This is a genomic window from Brachybacterium sp. NPDC056505, from assembly GCF_042794925.1.
Taxonomy (GTDB): Bacteria; Actinomycetota; Actinomycetes; order Actinomycetales; family Dermabacteraceae; genus Brachybacterium; species Brachybacterium kimchii.
In genome coordinates this window covers 21,438-38,331 of the sequence record NZ_JBHTSV010000018.1, presented here as the reverse complement: position 1 = coordinate 38,331, position 16,894 = coordinate 21,438, and the positions used below count along the sequence as shown (strand labels likewise).

Here is a 16,894-nt window from a genome sequence, read left to right as displayed (position 1 = left end):
CCTGGCTTCGGACAATGACTGATCATGGTGGGTTCCTTCGCGATAATCGTCAGGGTGGGAGTCGGGGCATCGCCCCGTGTCGTTTTCGGGTACCCGGCTTCGGTCCGCCGAGGGTCTTCTGTCCTCAGTCCGCAACGCGCCCGCCGAGATGGGTCGCGAAGAACCGCTCCGCGGCGCGGAACATGGTCAAGAGGTTCTCAGGGTTGACGATGAAGTGGCCCTCGTCGTCGAAGACCAGGTAGTCCACGTCAACTCCTCTGCCGCGCAAGCTCTCGACGATCGTGTCCGAGTGCGTGCGCCGCGCACGAACATCGTGCGCGCCCTGTACCACCATCAGCGGTGCGTGGATGTCATCCAGGCGGCTGATCGGTGAGCGTGCCAGCATGTCGGCCTCCTGTTCGGGGTCGGAGGGGTCGCCCACGTAGCGCAGCCAGTTGTTCGTCAGGCCTGTTCTCGCGTACTCGGGCACTGAACGGATGAAGTCCGCGAGGTCGGTGACGCCGACGTACTCCACGGCGGCTGCGAACACGTTCGGAGTGAAGGCGACTCCCACCAGGGCCGCGTAGCCGCCGTAGGAGCCGCCGAAGACGCCGACGCGCTCGGGATCGGCATGGCCATGGGCGACCGCCCAGGCCACAGCGTCCAGGAGGTCGTCGTGCATGCGGCCGGCGAATTCTCCCACCGCCGCCTCCATGTGGTCGCGCCCGAACCCTGCGGAACCGCGGAACTGGGGCTGCAAGACCGCGTAGCCGCGATTCGCCCACAGCTGGACCGTCGCGTCGAACCCCCACCAGTCTCTCGTCCACGGCCCTCCGTGGGGCATGAGGACCATCGGCGGCGGGGTATCTGCCCCTGCACCATGGGGAAGGGTGAGGTAGGCCGGGAGCAGGCGGCCGTCGCGAGCGGGGATCTCCGTCTCCTGCACGGGCGCCAGCAGCTCCGGGTCGAGGTGTCCGGCGGTCCGCGCGAGCCGCCGGCCCGTGCGCGTTCGGTGGTCGTAGAGCCAGGTCTGCGGATCGCGATCGTGCAGGAAGGAGACGATCCACCTGCGGTTCTCCGCATCGCTGGAGATCGCGCCGATATCGCCGTCGCAGAGTGCACGCATCTCGTCGAGCACCTCTCGGAAGCGTGGTTCGAGTGCGTGGACATCCATCCGCATCCCCTGGTAGCGCACGCCCAGGAGCTCTCCGGTTCGCCGATCGCGGATCAGCGGCGAAGGCACGCCGGAGAAGATCTGTCCGCGGGTGTCGAGGTCGCAGGTCGGGTGCCGGTCGATCTCGGTCTCTGTGCCCGTATCCAGGTCGAGCCGCGCAAGATGCATGTGGTCAGTGTCCCGATACGAGCCGAACCAGATGCCCGTGCCGTCGGGCGTCGCCTCGAACGGGTGGACGCCGATGGGGTAGGCGTCGCCGTCGAAACCGGCGATGCGGTGATCCCCGTGCCAGAGCTCCCATGTCCCGTCGGCATGCTGCCTCTGGGTGAGCACCGCTTCCCCGGCCAGGACATGCGTGGCCCCCGGGTCCGGGCTCTGGGCGAGCACTCGCAGCTCTCCGGAGGCGATGTCGAGCTCGTAGAGGTCGAACTCCGCAGGGTCGCGCTCGTTGAGCTGGAGGAGGGCACGGCCCGGGGACTCCGGGCGCAGTTCAAGCCCCTGGACGGTGGCGTGGGGGAACGGTGTGAGATCGACGGTCGGGGCCGACGGGTCCTCGAGGTCGATACGGTAGAGGTGCCAGTTCTCGTCGCCCCGATCGTCCTGCTGGTAGAGCAGCCACCGAGGATCGTCGGTCCACTGGTAGCGGGAGACTGTGCGGGACTCGTCGGCGGTCACGCATCGGGGAGGGGAGTCGCCCTCGAGATCTTGGATCCATACGTTCAGCCGGTTCCTCCACGGCGCGAGGAACGCGATCCTCGTGCCATCCGGAGAGATCGTGAACCCGGTGCGATCGGGCAGACGGAAGAAGTCTTCGGTGGGGATCAGTGCGGGGGCGGTCATGGGAGCGTCCTCTCGGGGCGACGGTCGTCGGAGGCGGGCGAGGTGGTGGCGCGCATGCTGGTGGTGCTGCGTCGGAAGGCCCAGACCACGAGGAGCGCAGCCAGGATCGTCAGCGGGGTGCCCATCGCGAGGCGTGCGATACCGAGGCCCCCGGTGTTCGACTGCACGTACAGCCATTGCTGGATCACGAACCGGGCGCCGAACACCAGCGCGGCGAACGCGGTGGAGATGTCATGGGCACGCAGGTCACCGGGGTGCGCACGCCAGTTGTTCCGCCCACCGTGGACGGCATTCCAGATCACTCCTGATACGGGGCGTCGCGCCAGGAGCGAGCCCGCCGTCAGCACGAACCCGGCCAGGGAAGCCCAGATCCCCACGACGAAGAAATCGCGCGCGGAACCGGTCCACATCACGATCCCGATGGCGACAGCGACGCTCACGAGGCTGCCGACGGCAGAAGCGATTCGCTCGCCACGCACCAGGCGCACGACGAACAGACCGACGCCGGCCGTGATCGACAGCGCGATGGTCGGGGTGAGCGACATGAACGTGTTCGCCAGGACGAACACGATCACCGGCACCACGGAGTACGTCAGCCCCAGCGGGCCGCCCATCTGGTCGACCACACTGCGGGTCGTGCGCTCGTTCTTCTCGAGTCGGGTACTCATCGGACCTCCAGCGGTTGTAGAAGCTGGGACAGAGGCAACGGCATGCCGTAACGGCACACTCAAGGGCTGTGGGCGCTGAGTCCTCTCGGGCAGTGGGATATCAGTCATCGCTCGAAGGGGTCGTCGGCCCGGATCTTCCACGTGAACCCGCGGTCGAAGAGCAGAGACCCGTTCGCGTCACGTTCGAGCGCGAGGTCCTGGTCTCCGCTGAGCGTGAGGCGATCGTCGCCGTCCGCTGCATAGGCGAGGTCGACGGTCTCCGCGGGAGTCCGGGCGTACTGGAGCGCCGACTGTCCCGGCTGCTGCAGGGGCCTGAGCGTGAGGGTGAGCGTGTTGCCTTCCCGCACGTACGTACCGGTGAGAAGGGATCCATCGCGCAGACGGACCTGCGCGGTGGCAGCGCCGTCGGTTCGGATGTTCCCGAGCGCGACATCCTCCCAGCTCGACCCCTGGGCGGAGTCGTCGGCGGGTGCGCGCCACACTCCCGAGGGAAGGGACTCGTCGATCGAGCTCGTGGGCTGTGCGGCGGCGACCGAGAGGCCGGTCGCCATCAGGACGACCAGTCCCGTCACGGGTGCGATGACACGAGCGAGCCGCTGGGGGCGCTCGGACCGGAAGAGCCGAGGCCGGACCGCAGCCGGGACGGGCCCGTCGCCGATGATCGCCACGACGATCCGCTTCGCCCAGGGTGCGAGAATGACGAGACTCATCACCAGCAGGGCGATCGCGAGCTGTTTCGCCGGCATGTCGTAGCCGAGGTTGAGCACGAGGACGAACGTCATCGAGGCGGTCGACACGAGGGCGCCGAACACCACCGTGCGTCGCCATATGAGCGCTACGGATGCGCCGACCTCGGCGAGCCCGGCGAGGAGCTGGAACAGAGGCGAGAAGCCCACCATGCGGGAGAGCAGGCCCATGGGGCTCATCTCTCCCAGGGCGATGAGCGCCTCGCCCACGTCAGGGTGGCCGAATTGCCAGAGTCCCAGCTTGATGACTCCGTTGAACAGCAGCATGACCGCGAGCAGGAGGCGTGTCGCGCCGTGCAGCCACCACAGGAGCACATGGCGTGAGGGCTCGGGCGGTCCGCTGCCGACCTGTTCCGCGCGGCTGGTGCCCGTGTCGGTGTCATCCGGGACGAGGGTCGGGTGGTTCACGGCGGCAGCTCCTGATGATGGTTCGGGTGCGGGATGCCGATCGATGGAGAGCATCCCGGAGGTGGCCCGACGGTAGAGTTGGCCGTCACGGCATGGTCCAGACCGGATGATGTGGGAGTGGGGCGCATGGGGTGGAGCACTCAGGAGATCGCCGATCTCGCGGGGACGACGCTGCGCACCGTGAGGCACTACCACGAGATCGGTCTCCTTCCCGAGCCGCCCCGTGGCACCAACGGGTACAAGAGCTACGGCGTGAGCCACCTGACCCAGCTCCTGCACATTCGCCGCCTCGTCGAGTTCGGCGCACCGCTGAGCGAGATCCGCACCATGGACCTGAGCGTGGACTCCGGCTCGGCCTCGGCGGGGTATCTCACCACCCTGCGCCGCCTCGACGACGAGGCGCAGCGCGCCATCCTGCGCTTCCAGGCCATCAGGGCCGGCATCCGTCAGGAGCTGGAAGCCCATGAGGACGGACCCGAGGCGGAAGGCGATGGTCAGGAGCTCTCGCCCGCCGACGAGGACTTCATGAAGGTCCTGTCACGCGTGCTCCGCGCGGACGCTCTCGAGTCGTGGAACGCACTGCACGACTCGGCGCCCCGGGATGCCGCGCTCGTGGCGTTCGCGGACATCGACGACGCGGCGAGCCCTGAGCGGCGTGCCGAGGTCGCGACCGAGCTGGTCGATGTGATTCGCCGCATCTACTCCGACCACCCTGAGCTGGTGGCGCCCGCCTTGGCCTCGGGGCGCCAGCGGCCGATCGCGCGCGAGGCGATCGGGGTCGCCCTCAAGGAGCTCTATCGGCCGGCGCAGCTCGACGTCCTGGCACGGGTGAACACTCTCCTGAGCGACGAGGTGCCGTAGCACCGGCATCTGGAGCGGTGGGGACGGGAGGGTGCGGGGCGCTCGTGCGCGTCGCGCGCGTGCCTCGCGCAGCTGGACTCGCACCACGACCAGCCGCTGACTCTGGCCCGCCGCTCACGCTCCGCCTGCCACCGCGGATAGTGGTGCCAGTCGAACATGATCGGCCCGCCTGGCGGAGGAGATCCTGGCCCACGGGTCGGTGCTCGCGGCGGTCGAGGAGGCCGTGGAGCGGCTGGGGCGAGGGCTGCGGCTCCGCGCTAGAGCCCCAGCCCTGCCAGGTGGCTCCGGCCCGTGAGCAGGCGCGCGATCCGATCCTGCGCGGCCCGGCGGGCGCCGGGCTCCGGATGGTGCCCGCAGATCGCGAGGTCGACGCACAGGTCGTAGAGCTCCAGGCGAGTGCGCAGCCGCGTGCTCGCGAAGAGCTCCGGATAGGTGCCGCGAAGCCAGACGGGCACCTCGCGAAGGGACGCCGCAGTGAGGCCACCGGCACCGGGAACGGGTGGGAACTCGGTCGGCCTCGCACACCAGCGCAGGATCGTGTCGAGCTCGGCATCGGCTGGCTGGGCGAGCGCCTCGGCGAAGTCGATCAGGCCTGTCACCCGGCCGTTCTTCACCATCACGTTGGATCCGTGCACGTCGCCGTGGACCAGCACGGGGCGGTCGGCGGCGAACAGAGGCAGCGCGTCCTGCAATCGCGCGGCGACCTCGGACAGGAGTCCGGCGTCGTGATCCGGTATGGCGCGCGCGTCCTCGACGAGTCGGAGCGCGGAGCCCACGACCGGCGGGTGGAATGCCGGCCATCGCCCGCCGTCGAGCGCCTTCTCGAGCCACGGAGGCAGAAGGCCCTCGGGGGCGCTCACCCCGTGCAGGGCTCGGAGCGCAGTCCCGAGGCTCTCGATGATCATGCGCCGCGTGGAGACGTCGGCAGTCGACCACGCCTCATGGAGGGGCACACCGGGAAGACGCTCCGAGATGTACCAGGGCCCATCCGGCCCCTGGCCGTGGGCGATGTGCCGCGCATGCGGCACGTCCGTGCGGGTGAGCATGCCGACGACCCGCGCTTCGTGGCCGTAGGCGTCGTGATGCCTCGGGTCGGTGTTCACGCGGACGACGTACTCGACACCGACCCAGGCTCGGCTCACCCAGCCCGAGCGTTCACGGAAGCGACCGGACGTCGGGAGCCCAGCGGCCTCGAGGATCTGCGGGAGCACCGGAGCGTTCGCCGCGTCGTCGTGACCGTCCATGCCGACCATCCTGCAGCAACCGCTCAGCCGCGGTCCTTGCGACCGGAAAAGACCGTGCGCGCCCGCTGTCCCGGCCCTAGGGTCCCGGCATGCGCACCGTCACGCCCGCTGCGTTCCCCGAGACGCTGCCCGAGGTCCGCATCGATGTCCTCGAGCAGAACACTGCGCAGTCGGTGGTGTGCGACGAGCTGCAATGGTGGTTCGTGGTCCCGCGCGCGGGAGAGACGAGCAGTGCGTGCTGGTACGACCGGGGTTCGCGGCGGCGCACGATGGCCCGCGAGACGGTGAGCCCGGTGCTCCCGCTGCCGGACGATCCCGACCGCGTCAGCATCGATATCCGCGAGAGGACGTTCCCGGCGGGAGCGCTCGAACCTGACGAGCGTCGCATCGGGTTCGCGGCCCGCCTGACGTCGAAGGGCGCGGACTTCCTGGGCGTCGACATGGACGGTCGGCGGAGCGACACGGGGACACGGGGGTTCGCCGAGGAGTGGGGGACCAGCCGCGGGAGGGCCCTCCGTGATGGCCGGAGGCTGGTGAGCCGTGGCCCCGGAGAATTCCGAAGCGTCGGCGATGAGGGGAGCAGGGCGGACCTGGTCACTCTCACCATCGGTGGAGCGTCCCGGCGTGCGCTGCGCGTGCTGGACCTCGAACCGGGGTCGGAGCCGCAGGAGATCGCCCAGCCCATCATCGAACTGGAGACCGGCCGCACCCTCGTCTACTGGCAGTACCGTCCGGAGGGATGGGACGCCGACGCCGACGCGTGGCTCGCCGCCCACCGAGGTGAGGGCCTGTTGATAGACGGTGTCCGCTACCAGCGCCGGAACTGCACCGGAGCGGACACCCTCGCGATCACCGACCAGGCGGTGCGGCTCTTCTCCCTGCATGCAGAACGGCCGAACGAATCGGGCTCCGACTCACACGGGTGAGCGGGCAGGTCGCTTTCGAAGACCGACCGGAGGACGCATGAAGTACTACGAGAGGGAGCACGTCGAGGCCTATGCGCGGATCCGTGCAGAGGGCCTGGACCAGTGGAACGACCTCCACGCTCAGGACGGTGCGCGCGGGTACGAGCACTTCGCCGCGCGTGAGTTCCTCGAGCGCGAGCTGCCGGAACGGGGCGACGGCCGCACGGTGTTCGAGTACGGGTGCGGCACGGGTGGAGCCGCGTGCTTCATGGCGTCGCGCGGGTATGCGGTCCACGCGATGGACCTCGTCCCCGATGCGATCCAGATGGCGCGCGAACGCGCGTCGGAACGCGGCCTCGACGTCGTCTTCGACGTCGGTGACGTCTGCCGGGGCGCCGGTCCCGGTCGGACGGTCGACTACGTCGTCGACTGCTTCTGCCTGCAGTCCATCGTCACCGATGAGGACCGCTCGACAGTGCTGGACGGCGTGCACCGATGGCTGGAGCCTGGCGGCCTGTTCATCCTCACGACGGCGATGTTCGAGCCGGGCAGGGAGTACGGCGACGACAGGTACGACCCGCACACGGGGATCGTCTGGACGCCGAGTCCTCGTGACACCGAGGGAGCACGCCTCCTGGACCGGACGTGGTTCGCTCCCGTGCGCCGTCATCTGAAGCCTGATGCCCTCCGCCGCGAGTTGGAGCGCCACGGACTCGACGTCATCGTCCAGTCAGGTGAGTTCGGCGGGAACGTCGTCTGCCGGCGTCGTGCCACGACCGCGTGACGCGCTGTCGATGCTGCACGCGCAAGCGGCAGGGCGCGGGCAGGCACGGGCTCAGCCCCTCGCACGGCGCTGCCGCTCCGCCTGCCACTGCTCGTAGTGGAACCACTCGAAGAAGACGGGGCCCGCCTGGATGCGCTCGCCCGTGCGGCTGCGGATGTCGATCATGGGCATCCGGCCCGAGACCGTCCGCCTGATCGAGGTGATGTCCTCGTAGGCGATCGTGCGCGTGCGCCCCAGCGGGCCGCGCATGATGAACGCCGTGGCCGTCGACTCGACGTAGACCACGACGTACAGCGCCAGCAGCACGATCCCGAGCAGCATCATGGCGCCGCCCGCGATCATCATCTGCCGTCCGTTCTCGGGATCGGCGTCCTGCGTGGTCCCGACCAGGCCGATCAGCGCTCCGAACAGGAAGATCATCAGCCCGGCGAACGGCACGAGGACCGGCATCCGCCGGCGCACGGCCTCGTGCGGCAGACGGCGCACCGAGGGCCGATCCCGCCAGCGCGTCACGATCACGACCGTGGCCCAGACGCACAGCAGCGCCCCCAGCGTGATCAGCACCTTCAGGACGAGCGGCGCCAGAGATGCCCAGTTCAGCTCCATGCGCACAGAGTAGATCGGTGGCCGCGCTGCTCAGTCCCGGGGCCGCGTGGCGGGAGCGGCCTACGGGGCGTCAGGCCCCGACCCCGTCCCAGACCACGTGCCGGTCCTCGTCGAGCCGCGCTCCTTCGCTGGGCTCGTGCGGCCGCAGCGACCCGTCGTGCATGAGGTCCAGGACCTCGACGCCAAGCTCGAGCTCCATGACGTCGCCGATGATCCGACGATGGCAGCGCCACCACACAGCCTCAGAGCACATGATCGCGGTGCGGGCCGTGCGGCAGTCCTCGAGCAGCTCGGCGGCGCCGGCACGGAAGTCGGGGGAGCGGGTCCACGCGGCGTAGGCGCGGAAGGCCGCGACCCGCCACCAGGTATCCGGTGAGGCGTTGTCCTCGTCCTTCGTGAGGCGGCGTCTGCCGCCCAGGCGCTCGTCCCAGCGGTAGGCGATGCCCGCCTCGGCGCAGATCTCGGGCACCGAGCCCTTCGCGGCGGCCTCGTTCGCGCGGCTGCCGGGGAAGCGGCGCACGTCGACAAGGCGCTGGATGCCCGCGTCCGTGAGCAGCGCGGCGAGCTCGTCCCGCGACAGAGTGCCGTGGCCCAGGGTGATCAGCTGCGAGGACATGCATCCAGGATGGCACCGCGATCGTGGCACCGGCAGATGATCAGAGGAGGTCAGGGGCGGAACGAATCACCGCACCTCCCACGCCTCCACGTCCCCCGGCACCGTCGTCAGCAGCGGGTGCGCGGCAGGGACCTCGCCGTCGGCGGGAAGGCGCTCGAGCCACTCGGGCGAGCGCCCCTCGCACTTGCGGCGCAGGTGCGCGAGCTCGTACTCGAGCTGTCCGGTGGTGACGGGGATCGGCGTGATCCCGTGCAGGGCCGACGGGTCGCCGGGCTGCAGGATCCGTGTGGCGTCGAAGCGGTAGCCGCGGGCGGTCGCCTCCTCGCGCAGCCCCACCAGGTACGCACCGATCGCATCGAGCGGCTCGGGGTGTGCGCGGAAGCGGGTGAGCTGCGGGTGGCGGGTGTATCCCTTCGTGCCGCCGGCCAGCACCTTCTGCGCGAGCAGCGTCTCCCGCCAGCCGGCGATGAGTGCGGCGCGGTCCAGGAGGGACGGGTGCAGGCTCCACAGTCGCATCCCTCGATCCAAGCACGTCGGGTCGTGTCCGACCTGATCGCGCCCGGTCTCTCGCGGGGCTGCGCGGAGGGGGCAGTCGCCGGCGAGCTCATTGAGGGGCGGCCGACGAGGGATGTGCGAGGCTCCGGGCATGCACACGTCGCCGATCCCCGCGTGGGCGGGCCCGCTGGACGTTCCCTCGTTCGCGATGGACGCTGTCCGGCAGGCCGCCTCCGCCGCCGGCAGGGTCGCTCGGGTGCGCGGGCTCGACGTCGCGATCGACACCACGCCGTCGCTGGTCGCGGGCTCCTTCGCGGCGATCGACCACCTGCGCGTCGATGGCCGTCCGGTGGAGGCCTGGGGCGAGCTCTCGGGTTTCTTCGCGGCCGACGACGGCTGGGTGCGCCTGCACGGCAACTATCCGCACCATCAGGCGGCGATCCGTCGCGCGCTCGGCGCCGAGGACAGGGACGGCGCGGCCGCCGCGATCCGCCGGCTCCCCGCCGGCGACGCCGCCGAGCGGATCCTCGCCGAGGGCGGCATCGCGACCCCGGTGCGCACCGCTGAGGACTGGGCGGCGCATCCACAGGCCCGCGCGATGCGCGACGTCCCCTGGCGCCGGATCGACCCGGGCGAGGAGCGGGAGGACCCGCCCGTCGGCCGCATGATCCGGCCCGTCGGCCGCACGGCCCCCCTGCCGCTGGAGGGCGTGCGCGTTCTGGACCTCACTCGCGTGGTCGCCGGGCCGATGGCCACCCAGCTGCTCGGGTGCCTCGGCGCGGACGTGCTGCGTATCGACCCGCCCCAGCGGCCCGAGCTGCGCGACGCGTACCTCGCGAGCGGCATGGGCAAGCGCTCGGTCGAGCTCGACCTCTCCGCCTCGCGCGAGGTCCTCGAGAGCCTGCTCCGATCGGCCGACGTCATCGCGCACGGCTACCGGCCCGGCTCCCTGGCCCGCTTCGGCCTCACCCCTGATGACCTGCGTGAACGCTTCGATCATCTCGTGATCGGCGCGCTCTCCGCCTGGGGCGAGGTGGGTCCGTGGGGCGAGCACGCGGGCTTCGACTCGATCGTGCAGGCCGCCACCGGGATCGCCGATGTCTACGGGAGCGGGGGAGCGGATGGAGCGAGCGACCCAGTGCATGATGCCTCCCCCGACGGGAAGCCCGGTGCGCTGCCGGTCCAGGCCCTCGACCACGCGACCGGGAACGTGCTCGCGGCGGGCATCCTCGACCTCCTGGCCGACGGGCGCGGCGGTGTGGTCCGTGCCAGCCTGCTCGGCGCGGCTCGTGAACTGATGGAGCGGCCGACGGTTCCGGACGGTTCGCATCGGCCTGGTCTGTCCGACTCCGGTGCGGCCCGGCCCGACCCGACCGAACCCCTCGCGACCTTCGAACAGGCGACCGGGCACGGGAGGATCCGCACGGTCCCGGCACCCCTCCGTGTCGACGGCAGTCCGCTGACCGGGGCGATCACTCAGTACGGGGCGGCGGCGCCGGCCTGGCGGTGACCCCCGGGACGCTCGAGTGCTCCGCCGTGGTTTCCGTCGAGCGCCCGACGTTCTGACACTTCCGCGAGAAATGACCTTCCCGCGGGAACGTCTCCGCGGCCCGGGTCGGGCATCATCGGTACATCTGATGCGGTCGAATCGATTAGTGCCGATGCCAGTGCCAGTGCCAGTGCTGGTGCTGGTGCCCGTGCTGGCGCCGGCCCGCTGCCGCTGATGTCGCCGACGCCGTCGCGCCCGACCACCCGAGGAGCCGCACGTGGACTGGGGGACCCGCTACGCGCAGAACCGCAGGCCGTTCGGCGAGGAGCCCACGCCGTTCGTGCACGAGGTGTTCAGTGACCCGATCGAGCACGGCCTGCCCGCAGGGCCCCTGCACATCCTCTGCCCCGGAGACGGATACGGGCGCAACGGGATCTGGCTCGCCGAGCTCGGCCACACGGTGACGGGCCTCGAGCTCGTCCCCTCCGCCGTCGCCGACGCCCGGGAGCGCGCCCGATCCGTCGGCGCCGACTACCGTGCGATCGCGGCCGACATCACCGAGCTGCCGATCCCGCTCCACCCCGACGAGCGCTTCGACGTGATCGTCAGCGTCTGGGTCCGCCTGCCGCGGCGCGAGGACCGGGGCGCGTGGAACCGCGAGTGCCGACGTCGACTGGTGCCCGGCGGACGGGTCGTCATCGTGGCCGGCGCGGCCGTCACCGACGCGGCCGCGGAGCGCGCCGAGTGGCCGGCCGACGTCTCATGGAGCGACCGCTCGACGGTCGACGAGGTGCGCCTCGTGGGGACGGTGGAGTGAACCGCATTCGACCTGCAGCCGATCAGGTCGTCGGCTGAACGACTCGCGCACGAAGGGCCGCTCACCGGGCAAGCGGTTCCCGAAGCGGCCCCTGCGAGCAGTCGTCCGTCTCAGCCCGCGCGCCCCGCGGTCGAGGCGAAGCCGAGCCAGGTGTGGCGGTTGCCCGCCCAGCACCAGCCGAGCTTCGGCGCGCCCTTGTTCTCCGTGCCGTCGCGTCCCGTGCCGCCGCTGACCCAGAGCGCCGGCGTGCGGGCATCGAGCCCTCCGCGACCGCTCCTCTTGGGGCGCCGGGAGCCGATGCACATGAAGCAGCTGCCGGGCTCGAGCTGCGCGGGCTGCCGGAGCAGCCAGCTGATGCCCTCGCTGATCGTGAGCGGGCTGCGGCCCTCGCCCGTGATGCGCGGCAGCGCCTCGTCGGGAGACCAGTTGCGCATCTCGTCGCCCCGGCGCACATCGCGCAGCAGGTAGAGCGGGGCGTCGGGGACGTCCAGTCCGTCCAGCGGCACGAACTCGTCCAGGTCCGTCATGTCGACCACCACGAACCCCGGCCTGCCCGCGCGCTCCACGAGGCCCATGAGCCGGCGCGGGTCCACGAGGGAGGGGTGCACGGCGAGGACCGGCTGCGACTCCGTGTTGTCTCCCTGCGACTCCGCGCCCTCCGCCGACGCCTCCGCCTCGAGCCCCGCGGCCAGCTCCCGCAGCCGCTCGGGCGTCGTGCCCGCGAGCTCGGCGAGGCCCAGATCGACCAGGTGGTCCGCTTGCGCGCGGATCGTCATCATCGCTTCCCCATTCCGACATTCGTGTTCACCGGCACCGGGGCGCGCAGCGCCCCCGCTGGTCCGAACACTGTGCAACGGCGCAGGTCCGTTCACTATTCCTCGGGTTCGCCCGCGCGTCATCGTCGGGCCCCCGCGCGGCCGCGAACGCGACGCCCGCAGGCCACGCCCCCGTCTCCCAGGCTCCCTAGCGTCCGGCGAGATCCCTCTCCCCGAGAATCCCCAAGGAGCCCCCGTGACCACCACGCCCTGGCGTGCCACGACCTTCACCCTCGCCGCGACGCTCTCCCTGGGGCTCTGCCCCGCGATGGCCTCCTCGACGCCGCTGCCGACCGGGCCGCTCGGCACGGGCCCGTCGGTCGAGGCGCCCGCGCAGCCCGTCCCCGCCGACGGCGACAGCGCGAAGCAGGCCGCCCGTGCACCGCTGCCGAAGGCGCAGGCCGAGGCGCCCGCGCCCGACGTCCTGGACGTCGACCCGTCCCGCGGGAACACCGAGGACGCCACCGGCCGGAAGGCCACCGCCTTCGGCGACGCGCCGAAGGTCGCCGCCGACCACGCGCTGGGCCGCGACGTCGCCTCCTTCGACGGCACCAACGCGATCGGCTACGACTTCGCCGACGGCTACGACAAGACCTCGACGGCGCTCACCATGGAGTGCACCATCCGCTTCGACGCCCCGTTGCCCGAGGGCAGCGACGAGGGCTCCGGCAACCTCTGCGGCGCCAAGGACGCCGGCGGCTACTCGCTGACCGCCTACGGCAAGACCCTCAAGATGATGGTCAACGTCGACGGGAAGTACTACGGCGCCGGCGTCGACATCGAGCAGGGCGTCTGGTACCACGCGGTCGGCGTGTGGGACGGCGACACCGTCTCCCTCTACCTCAACGGCAAGAAGGTCGCCGAGTCCCCCGCCGAGGGCAAGGCCATCACGGCGCCCAAGGACTCCGCCCGCCAGTTCTTCGTCGGCGCCGACACCAACTCGACCGGGAAGCCGCAGTTCAACGCCACCGGCTCGGTCGCGAGCGCCGCCGTCTACTCGAAGGCCCTGAGCGACGACCAGGTCACCGCGCGCTATGCGGACACCTTCACCCACCGCACCGAGGACCAGGCCGGCTTCTCCCTCTCCAGCCCCGCTCCCGGCAAGCAGCTCACCCGTCCCACCACCCTCCAGGGCACCGTCGAGAACGAGGACCTCCTCGCCGGCGACCTCACCCTGAAGCTCGACGGGAAGCCGATCGCCCTCGGCGACGAGATCGGCCCCGGCCTCAAGGCCGGCACCCACACCATCAGCTACTCGGGGAAGGACGCCCTGGGGACGGCCGTGAAGGGCTCGACGGCCTTCACCAGCACCACCATCCCCACGGCGGGCGGCACCACCCAGTCCAGCGGCAGCGGCCAGGCGACGCTCACCGCCCGCGCCACCAGCCCCAGCGGCGCCTCCCTGCGCACCACCTTCCTGCGGGGCGACGTCGCGCAGTCGAAGAACTCCCGCACGGGCACGATCCCCGCCTCCGCCTTCGACGAGAAGGAGGGCGTGGACGGCGACGTGAAGCTCTCCGACGCGAAGGCGACGAAGGACGAGCTGGCCCCGTCGGACGGCACCACCCTGCAGACCGAGAAGACCGATCAGATCCCCGCGCTCTCCACCGAGATCCCCTTCTCCGAGGAGGGCCAGAGCCTCGTCTGGCGCGGTGAGGTCGACCCCGAGCGGGCCGTGCAGCTGCTCGCCCTGAACACCGAGACCGGGCGCTACGAGGTGCTCGACTCCGCGCGCGGCTCCTCCGACGGCCAGGTCGAGCTCGACGGCAGCGCCGCGAAGGCCAACGACGACCACGGCACCATCAAGACGCTGGTCCTGGGCACGGATCCCTTCGCCGACGATCTCGACAAGCCGGTCGACGACTCCTTCGAGGACCCCGACGACTACGACTTCTCGCTGATGCACATCACCGACACCCAGTACCTCTCCCAGGGCGCGACCGCCCGGCCCACCGCGGCCGAGCGCACCGAGTGGGCCGACGCCTACGAGGACTCCTACCGCTGGCTCGCCGAGCACGGCAAGGAGCGCAAGGTCGCCTTCGTCGCCCACACCGGGGACGTCGTGGAGTCCTGGAACTCCGGCGCGACCGACCGCTCCGTGCCGGAGAAGGAGATGCAGTTCGCCGACGGCGCCCAGAAGATCCTCGAGGACACCGGCATCCCCAACGCCGCCATCCCCGGGAACCACGACAACCTGGGCGGGGAGGACGACACCCTGTTCAACGAGACCTTCGGCCCCGAGCGCTACGAGGCGCAGGCGCAGAAGGAGTCCTGGAAGGCAGAGGGCGCGGAGTACCACCCGTGGAAGGAGGGCGACAACTCCAACTCGTACAACCTGTTCAGCGCGGGCGGCGAGGACTTCGTGACCGTCAACCTCGGCTACTCCGTGACGAAGGAGGAGGCCGACTGGGCCGCCGGGATCCTCGCGAAGTACCCGACCCGCAACGGCATCGTCCTCACCCACGCCTACCTCAAGCCCTCGTCCTCGCCCGACGGCCGCGGGGGCCCGTTCTCGGCCGACGGCCAGCTCATCTACGACCGGGTCCTCTCCAAGAGCCCGAACGCGGACCTGGTGCTCTCGGGCCACGAGCACGGCGTGAACATCAGCGTGCGCAAGGACGTGGGCCAGAAGGGCAACGACGTCACCGAGCTGCTGGCCGACTACCAGTTCTACGAGGTCGGCTCCGACGAGCTGGGCCTCACCGAGGAGGGCGGCTACGGCAAGGACACGGGCCTGCGCTTCGGCGCCAGCTTCTTCCGCCTCCTCCAGTTCGACCTCGACAAGGGCGAGGTCAGCGTCGACACCTACTCCCCGCACCTCGACAACTTCGGGGCCCACGAGTACGACACCAAGGGGCGGTACGACGGCCGTGAGGACGACTTCCGCGTCCCCGTCCAGTTCGACGGCCGCACCACCGCGTTCACGACCGACGCGATGATGGGCCTGACCCCGACGACGAAGACGATCGATGAGGTCACGCACGAGTCTGGCGAGGACGCGAAGGTCACCTGGAAGGGCCTGAAGGACGGGAAGGCCTACGGCTGGTTCGCCGTGACCCGCGACGTGTCGCGGGCGGCGGATCCCGAGGCCGACCGTCGCACCGTGCTCAAGCACGGCGGCGGCTCGGGCTCCGGCTCGGGCGACCTCACCGAGGGCATCGTCCAGCACGGCGTGTTCACCGGCACCGGCGGGTCGCAGCACGACGACGGCAACCGCCCCGGGAAGGGCCACGACAAGGGCCACGACAAGGGCCACGGGAAGGGCAAGGGCCACGGCAAGGGCAAGGGCGGTTCCGGCCACGGCAAGGGCCACGGCCGCAGCTGATCACCTGTAGGCCCCGCCGACCACGGCGCCCCGAGGACCAGGTCCTCGGGGCGCCGTGGTGTTCAGGTTCGAAGTATTCAGCCCGGGCGGGGTGGGCCCCGGCCAGGGCTCACTGCCTTCGGTCAGTCCTGGACGGGCACGAGCTCGACGCGGCCGTCCTCGAACTCCTGCATCTTGCCGCACTTCACGCAGGCCAGCGCGATCGCCTCGGGGCTGAAGGCCGCGAAGCCGAACAGCTCGGAGGTGCCGGAGTTCAGCAGCACGCGCCTCGAGCGGAACTGGTTGCCCTCGCAGTGCCCGCACACGATCTGCGTGCCTGCGGCGCCCGCGATGAAGATCTCGTCCTTCTTGGCCATCGGTGCCCCCTCGGATCGATCAGTTCTGCCTCTCACCCTGCCATGACCCGGCGGCCCCCTGCAGCAGCTCGGCGGACGTCGTCAGCCGGACCTGCGGCGCATACAGACCCATGACCTGCAGGGTCGTCGTGGCGTTCTCGCCCGTCGAGGCGGCGCAGGCGTCGGTCACCACGCGCACGCGCGCCCCGGCGTCGGCCGCGGCGAGGGCGGTGGAGAGCACGCAGCAGTCGGTCGAGACACCGGTCAGCAGGAGGTCGGGGTGCGGCCCGACGACCCCCTCGAGCCCGGCGCCCCACTTGCCGAACGTGGGCTCGTCGACGGTCGGATGCGCGGTGAGACCGTGGGCGGCCCCGACGAGATCGAAGAGCGGATCCTCCGGGACGACGTCGGCGAAGGGCCAGGCGGCGAAGTAGTCGGCCCAGGAACCCGAGCGGTCGGCCGTCGGCAGCCAGCGGGTCACGACCGTGCGCTCGGGGCCCACGTGCGCCGCGAGGAGCGCGATGCGCTCCATCGCCTGGTCGAAGAACGGCGAGGACCACTTCGAGGACGGGTCGGCGAAGATCCGCTGCGGATCGACGACCACGAGCCAGGGGGAGGGGGAGGACACGGGGTCGTCGGGGTGCGGACGCGCAGGCTGCGAGGTCATGGGACTCCTTCGTCGTGAGGCGGACGGCGCGCGGGATGCCGATGACCGCGCCGAGCGGAGCCCCAGACTATGACCCGCAGCCCCTGCCGCGCCGCCCGGTTGCCCGGGTCTCGGAGTCAC

General features: G+C 70.9%; 16 protein-coding genes. 6 read left to right on the top strand and 10 right to left on the bottom strand.

Annotated elements, in window-relative coordinates; all coding sequences use genetic code 11:
• Positions 1-124 precede the first annotated feature (124 nt).
• From ACFQ53_RS10735 to ACFQ53_RS10725, 3 genes are all read right to left on the bottom strand, one after another.
• Positions 125-1,993 carry a S9 family peptidase gene (locus ACFQ53_RS10735; RefSeq protein WP_377859311.1) on the bottom strand — a complete coding sequence of 623 codons (1,869 nt, stop codon included), beginning with the start codon at positions 1,991-1,993 and terminating at the stop codon, positions 125-127.
• The gene (locus ACFQ53_RS10730; RefSeq protein WP_377859308.1) at positions 1,990-2,661 is read right to left on the bottom strand and encodes a DUF3159 domain-containing protein; all 672 of its coding nucleotides are present in this window, start codon (positions 2,659-2,661) and stop codon (positions 1,990-1,992) included. The genes ACFQ53_RS10735 and ACFQ53_RS10730 overlap by 4 nt, the downstream gene beginning before the upstream one ends.
• 104 nt (positions 2,662-2,765) lie before the next feature.
• Positions 2,766-3,815, bottom strand: coding sequence for a DoxX family protein (locus tag ACFQ53_RS10725; protein ID WP_377859305.1), 1,050 nt, complete (start codon positions 3,813-3,815; stop codon positions 2,766-2,768).
• Positions 3,816-3,941: 126 nt separating this feature from the next.
• Between ACFQ53_RS10725 and ACFQ53_RS10720 the strand changes: the two genes are divergently transcribed.
• Positions 3,942-4,676: a MerR family transcriptional regulator gene (locus tag ACFQ53_RS10720; protein WP_377859302.1), complete on the top strand. Its 735-nt coding sequence runs from the start codon at positions 3,942-3,944 to the stop codon at positions 4,674-4,676.
• A gap of 257 nt (positions 4,677-4,933) precedes the next feature.
• Here ACFQ53_RS10720 and ACFQ53_RS10715 read toward each other — a convergent pair whose 3' ends face one another.
• On the bottom strand, positions 4,934-5,920 hold the full coding sequence (locus tag ACFQ53_RS10715; RefSeq protein ID WP_377859299.1) for a phosphotransferase family protein: 987 nt from the start codon (positions 5,918-5,920) through the stop codon (positions 4,934-4,936).
• Positions 5,921-6,009: 89 nt separating this feature from the next.
• Between ACFQ53_RS10715 and ACFQ53_RS10710 the strand changes: the two genes are divergently transcribed.
• Positions 6,010-6,846, top strand: coding sequence for a hypothetical protein (locus ACFQ53_RS10710; protein ID WP_377859296.1), 837 nt, complete (start codon positions 6,010-6,012; stop codon positions 6,844-6,846).
• 37 nt (positions 6,847-6,883) lie between these two features.
• Positions 6,884-7,609 (top strand): class I SAM-dependent methyltransferase, encoded by a 726-nt coding sequence (locus ACFQ53_RS10705; RefSeq protein ID WP_377859293.1) that lies wholly within the window; start codon positions 6,884-6,886, stop codon positions 7,607-7,609.
• Positions 7,610-7,660: 51 nt separating this feature from the next.
• On the opposite strand, the gene ACFQ53_RS10700 is transcribed toward ACFQ53_RS10705, so the two are convergent.
• The 3 genes from ACFQ53_RS10700 to ACFQ53_RS10690 form a co-directional block, all read right to left on the bottom strand.
• The gene (locus ACFQ53_RS10700) at positions 7,661-8,215 is read right to left on the bottom strand and encodes a hypothetical protein (protein ID WP_377859290.1); all 555 of its coding nucleotides are present in this window, start codon (positions 8,213-8,215) and stop codon (positions 7,661-7,663) included.
• A 70-nt stretch (positions 8,216-8,285) separates the two neighbouring features.
• Positions 8,286-8,831 carry a DUF488 family protein gene (locus ACFQ53_RS10695; RefSeq protein ID WP_377859287.1) on the bottom strand — a complete coding sequence of 182 codons (546 nt, stop codon included), beginning with the start codon at positions 8,829-8,831 and terminating at the stop codon, positions 8,286-8,288.
• A gap of 66 nt (positions 8,832-8,897) precedes the next feature.
• On the bottom strand, positions 8,898-9,347 hold the full coding sequence (locus ACFQ53_RS10690) for a pyrimidine dimer DNA glycosylase/endonuclease V (protein ID WP_377859285.1): 450 nt from the start codon (positions 9,345-9,347) through the stop codon (positions 8,898-8,900).
• A gap of 130 nt (positions 9,348-9,477) precedes the next feature.
• Between ACFQ53_RS10690 and ACFQ53_RS10685 the strand changes: the two genes are divergently transcribed.
• Together ACFQ53_RS10685 and ACFQ53_RS10680 are read left to right on the top strand one after the other, a co-directional pair.
• The gene (locus ACFQ53_RS10685) at positions 9,478-10,836 is read left to right on the top strand and encodes a CoA transferase (protein ID WP_377859282.1); all 1,359 of its coding nucleotides are present in this window, start codon (positions 9,478-9,480) and stop codon (positions 10,834-10,836) included.
• Positions 10,837-11,092: 256 nt separating this feature from the next.
• Positions 11,093-11,632 (top strand): class I SAM-dependent methyltransferase, encoded by a 540-nt coding sequence (locus ACFQ53_RS10680; protein ID WP_377859279.1) that lies wholly within the window; start codon positions 11,093-11,095, stop codon positions 11,630-11,632.
• Positions 11,633-11,742: 110 nt separating this feature from the next.
• Here the strand turns inward: ACFQ53_RS10680 and ACFQ53_RS10675 are convergent, their stop codons facing one another.
• Positions 11,743-12,411, bottom strand: coding sequence for a DUF5701 family protein (locus ACFQ53_RS10675; RefSeq protein ID WP_377859276.1), 669 nt, complete (start codon positions 12,409-12,411; stop codon positions 11,743-11,745).
• A 232-nt stretch (positions 12,412-12,643) separates the two neighbouring features.
• Between ACFQ53_RS10675 and ACFQ53_RS10670 the strand changes: the two genes are divergently transcribed.
• A complete protein-coding gene (locus ACFQ53_RS10670) occupies positions 12,644-15,772 on the top strand; it encodes a LamG-like jellyroll fold domain-containing protein (protein ID WP_377859273.1) in 3,129 nt (1,042 codons plus the stop codon).
• A 122-nt stretch (positions 15,773-15,894) separates the two neighbouring features.
• On the opposite strand, the gene ACFQ53_RS10665 is transcribed toward ACFQ53_RS10670, so the two are convergent.
• Positions 15,895-16,128, bottom strand: coding sequence for a hypothetical protein (locus tag ACFQ53_RS10665; protein WP_377859270.1), 234 nt, complete (start codon positions 16,126-16,128; stop codon positions 15,895-15,897).
• 19 nt (positions 16,129-16,147) lie between these two features.
• Entirely contained in the window at positions 16,148-16,774 is a 627-nt protein-coding gene (locus ACFQ53_RS10660) for a cysteine hydrolase family protein (protein ID WP_377859267.1), read from the bottom strand.
• Positions 16,775-16,894: the final 120 nt, after the last annotated feature.